This window comes from Frankia gtarii, from assembly GCF_025403375.1.
GTDB lineage: Bacteria > Actinomycetota > Actinomycetes > Frankiales > Frankiaceae > Frankia > Frankia gtarii.
Genome location: NZ_JAMPTM010000300.1, coordinates 1 through 7,894, shown reverse-complemented (window position 1 = coordinate 7,894; position 7,894 = coordinate 1). Strand labels below are relative to the sequence as shown.

Below are 7,894 nucleotides of genomic sequence, written 5' to 3'. Positions count from 1 at the left end.
GCCTGGTGGTGCGGGCGGCGGTGTTCGAGTCGTCGGAGCTGTCGGTGCGGCCGGTGGCTGCGCAGGCGGGGCAGGGGCCGGGCGCCTGGTATGTGTTCCAGTGCACGACCCCTGGTGTGCGGGACGCTCTGTACCGGCCCCCCGTGTGGATTCCGGACGCGGCACCGGGCGTGGAGGCGCCCGCGCCGGACCCGGCAGCACTGGCGGAGCAGGCACGGAACGAGTTGCGGTTGGCCGGTCCGCGGATCGACATGAATCCGGTCGGGGATCAGCTGGTGCGATTGCCGACGTGGCTGTGGCTGGACCCGGCCGGATGGGGCCCGATGTCGGCGACGGCCGCGGCGGGCGGGGTGAGCGTAACCGCGGTCGCCAAGCCGGTGCAGGTGACCTGGTCCCTCGGGGACGGCGCAACGGTGACCTGCCTCGGTCCGGGCACGCCGTTCCCGCCGGGGGCCGATCCGGCGAGCGCCAGTCCGGACTGTGGCTACACCTACCGGAACCGGTCGCTGGACGCGCCCGGCGGGACGTTTGCGGTGACGGCGACGGTGCGCTGGGACGTGTCGTGGGCGGGCGCGGGCCAGACGGGGGTGTTCCCGGGGCTGACGACGGTGTCGACGGCGGCGGCCCGGGTGATCGATGTGCCGGCACTGACGACGGGCGGTGGCTGATGACGACCGTGACCGACGCGACCAGGGCGAGCCGGGCCGCTCGTTGTCCCGGCGGAGCGCAGGTCGGGGGTGCGGGGTGGTGACCGCACCGTCCTCGACGCCGCGCACCGCCGGCGGGGACCGCGCCGGCCGGCGCGCGGGTGCGGCACCGTCCACCCGGCTGACCGGCGGTACCCGGCGGCGCCGCAGGGTTCCCTACCTGCTGCTCGGGGTGGTGCTGGTAGTGGGGTGCGCCGCCGCCGGGCTGCTGGCCGGCGCCCGGGTGGGCTCGCGGACGCCGGTGCTGGTGCTGGCCCGTCCGGTGACGGTGGGCCAGGTCCTGGCGGCGGCGGACGTGCGGGAGGTGCGGATCGCCGCCGACGGCGTGGACACGGTCCCTGCCGGCGAGCGCGACCGTGTGCTCGGCCGGCCCGTCGCCTACAGTCTGCCGGCCGGTACCGTGCTGACCCGGGCTGCGGTGGGTGCCGCGCAGGTCCCCCCGCCCGGTTCCGCGATCGCGGCGGTGGCACTGAAGGCCGGCCAATACCCGTCGGGTCTGTCGGCGGGGTCGCGGGTGACGGTGGTCGTCGCGCCCGCTACCAGCGCGGTCTCGACCGCGTCCTCGGGGGCTGCCGCCAGTGCGTGGGAGGCGACAGTCGTCTCCGTGGCGGCCCATGACACCGATCAGACGACGGTGGTGTCGCTTCAGCTCGCTGAGGAGGACGCCCGCGCGTTGGCGGCGGCCCCGGCCGGGCAGATCGGCGTCGTCACCGTCAATGGCCAGGGCCGGTGAACCCCACATGATCATTGCGCTGGGGTCGTTGAAAGGCAGCCCCGGGACGACGACGTTGGCGCTCGCGCTAGCGGATCGCTGGCCGGCGGACGGCGGGGAGCCGCTGGTGGTGGAGGCCGACCCGGCGGGTGGTGACCTGGGCGCGCGGTTCGGGCTGGCCGCGGGGCGGGGTCTGGTGTCGCTGGCCGCCGCCGGCCGCCGCGGCGGGCAGCCGCGCCCGCTGGACGAGCATGTCCAACAGCTGCCCGGGGGCCTTCAGGTGCTGCCGGCGCCGGCCGGGGCCGAGCATGCCCGCCAGGTGCTCGGCGAGCTCGGCGGCGGGGGCTGGTCGCTGCTGTGGGCCGCGGCGCAGGCTGACGGCCGGCCGATGATCGTGGACTGCGGCCGGCTGGACCCGCTGACCCCGGCGGCGCCGGCGTTGCGCGCCGCGGACGTGCTGCTGCTGGTCGTACGACCGCGCGACGACGAGCTGGCGCACCTCGCGGCCCGGATTCATGTGGTGCAGGGCTGGCAGGTGCCTGCCTGGTATGTGGTGGTCGTCGCCGAGCCGGGCCGGACGCCGGACTACCGGGTCCGCGACATCACCCGGGTGCTGGGTCCCAGGGTGCTGGGGCCGCTGCCGTATGACACAGCCGCCGCCGGGGTGCTCGCCGGCCGTCGACAGAGCCGGTCCGGCATCGGCCGGACACGGCTCGGCCGGACCGTGACACAGATGGCCGGCGCTCTTGCCGCCAGTGTGCCGGCCGAACCCGCGCCACCCGGGCTACCCGTGGCGCCGCCCGGTGGCGACGGACGGGTCGCGTTGCCCCCGACGCGGACGGGGGCGCGATGACCCTGCCGTCCTGGAACGACCCCGGCCGGACGACGGCCGGCAACGGCGCGGGCTGGCCCGGCCTGCTGGCACCACGGGGCGGGCCGGTCACGCCGACGGATCTGCCGGGACGTACGTCGGGGTCGGCCGCCGAGGCGCTGCGCGCACGGCTGCGGGAGGGGTTGCGCGCCGCGCTGGCCGCCCGGCTGCGGGCGGACGAGGACGCCGGCGCAGCGCCGCTGGCCGCGGACGCGCGGGAGGCGTTCGCCCTGGCCGTCCTCGTGGATCTCACGGAGGCACATACCACCGCGGAGCTGGGGCGCGGGGCCGCGGTCCTGCGGCCGGAGGACGAGCAGCGGCTCATCCACGAGGTGCTCGCCGAGGTCCTCGGGCTCGGCGGTCTCGAACCGCTGCTGACCGACCCGTCGATCGAGAACATCAACGTCAACGGTGATCGGGTGTTCATTCGCCGGGCGGACGGCAGCCGCCTCCGGCTACCGCCGATCACCGGATCCGACGCCGAGCTGGTCAGTCTGATCCGGGACCTGGCCGCGCACGCCGGGGTGGAAGAGCGGCGCTGGGACCGCGGCGCCCCGATGGTGAATTTCCACCTGCCGGACAAGAGCCGGGTGTTCGCGGTGATGGCGGTCACCCAGCGGCCTTCCGTGAGTATCCGGAGGCACCGGTTTCGCCACGTCACCCTGAGTGCTCTGCGCGCCAACGGCACCATCGACTACGGGCTGGAGGGCCTGCTCGCGGCGCTGGTGAAGGCGCGGAAGAACATCGTGGTGGCCGGTGGTACCGCGATTGGGAAGACCACGATGCTGCTCGCGCTGGCCGACCAGATCCCACCGTCCGAACGACTGGTCACGGTCGAGGATGTGTACGAACTCGGCTTGGACGAGAACGAGCAGGCGCACCCGGATGTGGTGGCGATGCAGGTCCGCGAAGCCAACACCGAGGGCGAGGGGGCGATCTCCGCGTCCGACCTGGTCCGGGCCGCGCTGCGGATGTCCCCGGACCGGGTGATCGTCGGCGAGGTTCGGGGGCCCGAGGTCATCCCGATGCTCAACGCCATGAGCCAGGGCAACGACGGCTCGATGACGACGCTGCACTCCTCGACCTCCCGTGGCGTGTTCACCCGGCTCGCCAGCTACGCGGTGCAGGGGCCCGAGCGGCTGCCGTTGGAGGCCACGAACCTGCTGATCGCGAGCGCGATTCACGTGGTGGTGCATCTCGTCGAGCCGCGAGGTGAGCGGGGCCGGCGGGTGGTGTCCAGCGTGCGGGAGGTGGTGGACGCCGACGGCGCGCAGGTCGTGACGAACGAGCTGTACCGACCGGGACCCGACCGGCGTGCCCTGCCGGCTGCCCCGCCGACCGGCGAGTTGCTCGACGGCCTGGTCGACGTCGGGTTCGATCCGGATCTGCTTTCCCGGGGGTGGTGGTCATGACCGGCCTGTTCGGGCTGCTCGGCCTGGGCGTCGGCGCCGGGCTGCTGCTCATCGTCTACGGCTGGCACGGGGTATCCGCCGAGGAGGAGCCGCGTCCTGCCCGCCGGTGGCGTTCTCTGCCGTGGCGGGACGACCCGCACGTCGGCCGGTGGGCTACCGCCGCGGTTGTCGCGGGCATCGTGGTGGGCGCACTGACCGGCTGGGTTGTCGGTGGGCTGCTGATCGCGATGGCGGTGTTCGGCCTTCCCCGGATGCTGGGCCCCGACCGCGACCAGGCCCGCCAGGTAGCCCGCACGCAGGGCATCGCGGTGTGGGCCGAACAGCTCCGCGACACCCTCGCCGCCGCGGCCGGCCTCGAACAGGCCATCGCGGCGACCGCGCCCGCCGCCCCGCCGGCGATCCGCGGCGAGGTCACGGTGCTGGCCACCCGGATCGGGCACCGCGAACGGCTCGCGCCCGCCCTGCGCGGGCTGGCCGACGACCTTGACGATCCGCTGGCCGACCTGGTGATCGCAGCACTGATCCTGGCCAGCCAGCACCAGGCCCGGCAGCTGTCCGGGCTGCTCGGCCAGCTCGCCGCGACCGCCCGCGCGCAGGTCGACATGCTGGGGCGGATCGAGGTCGGCCGGGCGAGGATGCGCACCACGATGCGCGTCGTCGTCGTGACCAGCATCGTCTTCGCCGGCGGCCTGGTGGTCTTCAACCGGGCCTTCCTGTCCCCGTACAACACCGCCGCGGGTCAGATGGTCCTGCTCGCCGTGGGGGCGATCTTCACCGGTGGATTCGGGTGGCTACGGCGCATGGCGAAGATCGAGACTCCTGGTCGTTTCCTTGACGGCGACGACCCCACGGCGCCGGCGATGACCGCCGTCACCGCGCCGGCGGGGGCGGGGTGGGGCAGCCGATGACCGTGCTGATGATGCTGCTGGCCGCCGGTATCGGCGTCGGCCTGTGGGCGCTGGCGGTCTGGGCGTTCCCACCACGCCCGTCCCTGGAAGAGGCCCTGGCCCGGCTCGACCCCGCGCCCTCGACCCCTGTGGCGGCGGCGACGGTGCCGGCCGAGCAGGACGGCTGGGCGGTACGGGCCGGCCGGCCGTTCATCGGTCTGCTGCGCGCCGCCGGGCTGCCGACCGACGCGCTGCGCCAGGACCTGGCCGTGCTCGGGCGGTCCGCCGACGCTCACCTGGCGGAGAAGGCCACGGCGGGTCTGGCCGGGTTGCTGTTCCCGTCGGTGGTGGGGGTGGCCTTCGCCGCCGGGGGCCGGCCGTTTCCCTGGGCGGTGCCCGCCGCCATGGCGATCCTGCTCGGCGCCGTGGGGTTCCTGCTGCCCGACCTGACCGTGCGGGCGGAAGCCGAACGCAGCCGGGTGGCGTTCCGCCACGCCCTGTCGGCCTATCTCTCGCTGATCCAGGTGCTGCTCGCCGGCGGCGCCGGGGTGGAAAGCGCGCTGACCGACGCCGCGGGCATCGGGCACGGCTGGCCGTTCCTGGCGTTACGCCGCGCGTTGCGGACTGCCCGGGAAACCCGCGTCAGCCCGTGGGAGGCACTCGGCCGGCTCGGTGGCGAGCTTCAGATCTCCGAGTTGACCGAACTCGCCGACGCGGTCGCCCTCGCCGGCACCGAAGGCGCCCGCGTCCGCCAGTCCCTGGACGCCAAGGCCGCCACGCTGCGAGTCCGCCAGGCCCAGAACGCCGAAGCCGACGCCGAAGCCGCCACCGAACGCATGAGCATCCCCGGCGTCCTGATCGCGATCGGATTCATCCTTTTTGTCTTCTATCCCGCCCTGACCCAGATCACCCGCTCGTTGTAGACGCTGTATCTCCTCGGGGAGGCCCTGATGTTCACCTTCATCCGTTCCTGCTGGACGCGCTACACCAGCTGGGCCAGTCAGCCGCCCCACGAGCCGGAGCAGGACCGGGGCAGCAACACCACGGAAAGCGTCATCTGGATCGCCGCGCTGGCCGCCCTCGCCCTGGCCGTCATCGGAATTTTTGGCCCAGAAATCCTGGATGCTGCGCGAAGCGTCGCCTTCAAATAGCAGGCGACTCGTGGCAGCCCATCCCCGACCGGTCAAGGATCGACGCCGGCGTGCCCGCGGCCGTCCTGTGCCCGCCCGCCGGCCGGGTGCGGGCAGCCGCGGTCCCCGGCGGCAGCGACCACACCCGAGCCGTCCCGGCACCCGGCGACGGTGCGCCGGCCGCACGCCCGCCGCCTCTGGCCGCCGGGCGGAAGACGACGGCGCGCTGACCGTCGAGATGATTTTCGTGTTGCCGTTGCTGTTCACGGTGGTGATGCTGCTCGCGCAGGTCACGGTCTGGGCGCACGCCAGCCACGTCGCGCAGGCCACCGCCACTCGGGCGCTCGCCGCGGCCCGCGCCGACGGGGGCAGCACCGCCGCCGGCCAGACTCAGGCGCAGGCGACGCTCGACCAGCTCGGCCGCGCCACCCTCACCGACCCGCAGGTCACGGTCACCCGGAACGCCGTGCGTGCCGCCGTCCACGTCCACGGCACCGCTGCGAGCGTCGTTCCGGGACTACGCCTCGGGGTGAACGCCGACGCGGCCGGGCCAGTGGAGAGGCGGACACCGTGACCCCTGCCCCCGCGCCGCCCCGGCCCGTCGATCCCGGCCGGGACAGTGGCTCGGCCACCACCGAACTGGTGCTGATCATGCCGGTGTTGCTACTCATGCTGCTGTTCCTCGTCCTGTGCTACCGAGTGTCAGACGCGAAGCTGCGGATCGCCGACGTCGCCCACCAGGCCGCCCGTGCCGCCTCGATCGCCCGCAGCCCCGCCCAGGCCGGCGCCGATGCGCGTGCCACCGCGCAGGCCGCGCTGGCCGACGCGGGGGTCACCTGTCAGGACCTGACGGTCGAGACCGATCCCGCCGGTCTGACGCCCGGAACGCTGGTGCGGGTCCAGGTGGCGTGCACCGTCGAGCTACACGATGTCGCCCTGCTGGCGACTCCGGGCACGGCGACGCTGCACGCCAGCGCCACCAGTCCTGTGGACCAGCACGTCGACCAGCGCGCAGAGGCACCGTGACCCGCCGACCGTGGCGTGATGGCCGGGACGAGGGGACGGTCACCGTGTTCGTGGTGGTGCTGTTCGCCGCGTTCGTCATGTTCGGTGGGCTGATCCTCGACGCCGGCGGCGCGCTGGCGGACAAGACCAGCGCGATGGGCGTCGCGCAGGAAGCCGCCCGCGCCGGCGCCCAACACCTCGACCTGACCGCCTTCCGCCAGCGCGGAACCGTCCGTCTCCTGCCCGACCAGGCGGTCTCCGCCGCCCGCGCCTACCTCACCCAGGCCGGCGCCACCGGCACCGCGACCGTCGCGGACAACACGATCACCGTCACGGTCACCGTGGCCCACCACAACCAGCTGCTCGGCATCGTCGGACTCGACACGCTCACCGTCACCGCGACCGGCAGCGCCCACCCTGCCCCACCAGCCGCGGGGGCGGCCCCATGAGCCGCCCCGCCCGGCCTGTCCGTCGCAGGTTCGCCGCCGGCGGGCTGGCGCTGGTCCGCGTAGCCCGCGCCGCCGTCGCCCTCGCCGCGCTGATCGCCCTGATCGGCGGATTGCCGTGGGGGCTGTGGCATTTCATCGGCTGGCCGCTGCCCCACCAGGTGCCGTCCTGGGCGGAGATCTCAGCACGGCTGACCGGGCCGATGGACGACACCCTGCTGTTGGACATTCTCGCCGTGCTGCTGTGGCCGCTGTGGGCCTCGTTCACCGTCTCCGTCGTCCTGGCGGTACCGGACGTCGTCCGCGAGGCACGCTGGCCTGGCCAGAGCCCGCCGCTGCCCGTCGGTGGGATGCGGGGGTTGACCACCTTCCTCCTCGGCGCGGTACTGCTCACCGTCCTCCAGTCCCGCGGCCCTCTCACCCCAGCCGGCGGTCCCGCCGCCGCGCCGGCCGCCGCCACCGCACCCGCCGCCCCTCGGCTCGTCCCGGTCGCCGCCACCAGCGCGACCGACCCGACGCTGCCGGCCGCCGCGCCGGGGACCGTGGTGGTGCAGCTTCCCCACAACGGCGTGTACGACAGCCTGTGGCGGATCGCCGAGCGATGCCTGGGCGACGGTGCCCGCTGGCCGCAGATCTGGGCCCTCAACCACGGCGTCGTCCAAACGGACGGACGGGCACTGACCCAGCCCGGCCTGATCCGCCCCGGCTGGGTTCTCCGCCTGCC

General features: G+C 74.3%; 12 protein-coding genes. All 12 read left to right on the top strand.

Annotated elements, in window-relative coordinates:
- Nucleotides 1-668 (top strand): ATP/GTP-binding protein (locus tag NBZ83_RS27580; protein WP_261576087.1); only part of this gene is annotated, 668 nt, incomplete at its 5' end.
- 79 nt (nucleotides 669-747) lie between these two features.
- On the top strand, nucleotides 748-1,440 hold the full coding sequence (locus tag NBZ83_RS27575) for an SAF domain-containing protein (RefSeq protein ID WP_256790386.1): 693 nt from the start codon (nucleotides 748-750) through the stop codon (nucleotides 1,438-1,440).
- A 7-nt stretch (nucleotides 1,441-1,447) separates the two neighbouring features.
- Entirely contained in the window at nucleotides 1,448-2,272 is an 825-nt protein-coding gene (locus tag NBZ83_RS27570) for a MinD/ParA family ATP-binding protein (protein ID WP_055752559.1), read from the top strand.
- Nucleotides 2,269-3,702: a TadA family conjugal transfer-associated ATPase gene (locus tag NBZ83_RS27565; RefSeq protein WP_261562949.1), complete on the top strand. Its 1,434-nt coding sequence runs from the start codon at nucleotides 2,269-2,271 to the stop codon at nucleotides 3,700-3,702. The genes NBZ83_RS27570 and NBZ83_RS27565 overlap by 4 nt, the downstream gene beginning before the upstream one ends.
- The gene (locus NBZ83_RS27560) at nucleotides 3,699-4,610 is read left to right on the top strand and encodes a type II secretion system F family protein (RefSeq protein WP_055752558.1); all 912 of its coding nucleotides are present in this window, start codon (nucleotides 3,699-3,701) and stop codon (nucleotides 4,608-4,610) included. The genes NBZ83_RS27565 and NBZ83_RS27560 overlap by 4 nt, the downstream gene beginning before the upstream one ends.
- A complete protein-coding gene (locus tag NBZ83_RS27555; RefSeq protein ID WP_055752557.1) occupies nucleotides 4,607-5,512 on the top strand; it encodes a type II secretion system F family protein in 906 nt (301 codons plus the stop codon). The genes NBZ83_RS27560 and NBZ83_RS27555 overlap by 4 nt, the downstream gene beginning before the upstream one ends.
- A gap of 27 nt (nucleotides 5,513-5,539) precedes the next feature.
- Complete coding sequence (locus NBZ83_RS27550) at nucleotides 5,540-5,740, top strand: hypothetical protein (RefSeq protein ID WP_256790507.1); 201 nt, start codon at nucleotides 5,540-5,542, stop codon at nucleotides 5,738-5,740.
- A 50-nt stretch (nucleotides 5,741-5,790) separates the two neighbouring features.
- On the top strand, nucleotides 5,791-5,949 hold the full coding sequence (locus NBZ83_RS27545) for a hypothetical protein (RefSeq protein WP_261563244.1): 159 nt from the start codon (nucleotides 5,791-5,793) through the stop codon (nucleotides 5,947-5,949).
- 17 nt (nucleotides 5,950-5,966) lie between these two features.
- Nucleotides 5,967-6,293, top strand: a complete 327-nt coding sequence (locus NBZ83_RS27540) for a pilus assembly protein TadE (RefSeq protein ID WP_261576088.1) — start codon at nucleotides 5,967-5,969, stop codon at nucleotides 6,291-6,293.
- Nucleotides 6,290-6,745, top strand: a complete 456-nt coding sequence (locus tag NBZ83_RS33480; protein WP_055752522.1) for a TadE/TadG family type IV pilus assembly protein — start codon at nucleotides 6,290-6,292, stop codon at nucleotides 6,743-6,745. The genes NBZ83_RS27540 and NBZ83_RS33480 overlap by 4 nt, the downstream gene beginning before the upstream one ends.
- Nucleotides 6,742-7,173: a pilus assembly protein TadG-related protein gene (locus NBZ83_RS27530; RefSeq protein ID WP_261563246.1), complete on the top strand. Its 432-nt coding sequence runs from the start codon at nucleotides 6,742-6,744 to the stop codon at nucleotides 7,171-7,173. Before NBZ83_RS33480 ends, NBZ83_RS27530 begins: the two co-directional genes overlap by 4 nt.
- On the top strand, nucleotides 7,170-7,894 hold a 725-nt coding region (locus NBZ83_RS27525; RefSeq protein ID WP_261576086.1), incomplete at its 3' end, for a LysM peptidoglycan-binding domain-containing protein. The genes NBZ83_RS27530 and NBZ83_RS27525, both read left to right, overlap by 4 nt.

Excerpts from the sequence above, each read along its gene's own strand:
- NBZ83_RS27555 (WP_055752557.1), top strand. The coding sequence starts at position 4,607 with ATGACCGTGCTGATGATGCTGCTGGCCGCCGGTATCGGCGTCGGCCTG.
- NBZ83_RS27560 (WP_055752558.1), top strand. The coding sequence starts at position 3,699 with ATGACCGGCCTGTTCGGGCTGCTCGGCCTGGGCGTCGGCGCCGGGCTG.
- NBZ83_RS27570 (WP_055752559.1), top strand. The coding sequence starts at position 1,448 with ATGATCATTGCGCTGGGGTCGTTGAAAGGCAGCCCCGGGACGACGACG.
- NBZ83_RS27550 (WP_256790507.1), top strand. The coding sequence starts at position 5,540 with ATGTTCACCTTCATCCGTTCCTGCTGGACGCGCTACACCAGCTGGGCC.
- NBZ83_RS27565 (WP_261562949.1), top strand. The coding sequence starts at position 2,269 with ATGACCCTGCCGTCCTGGAACGACCCCGGCCGGACGACGGCCGGCAAC.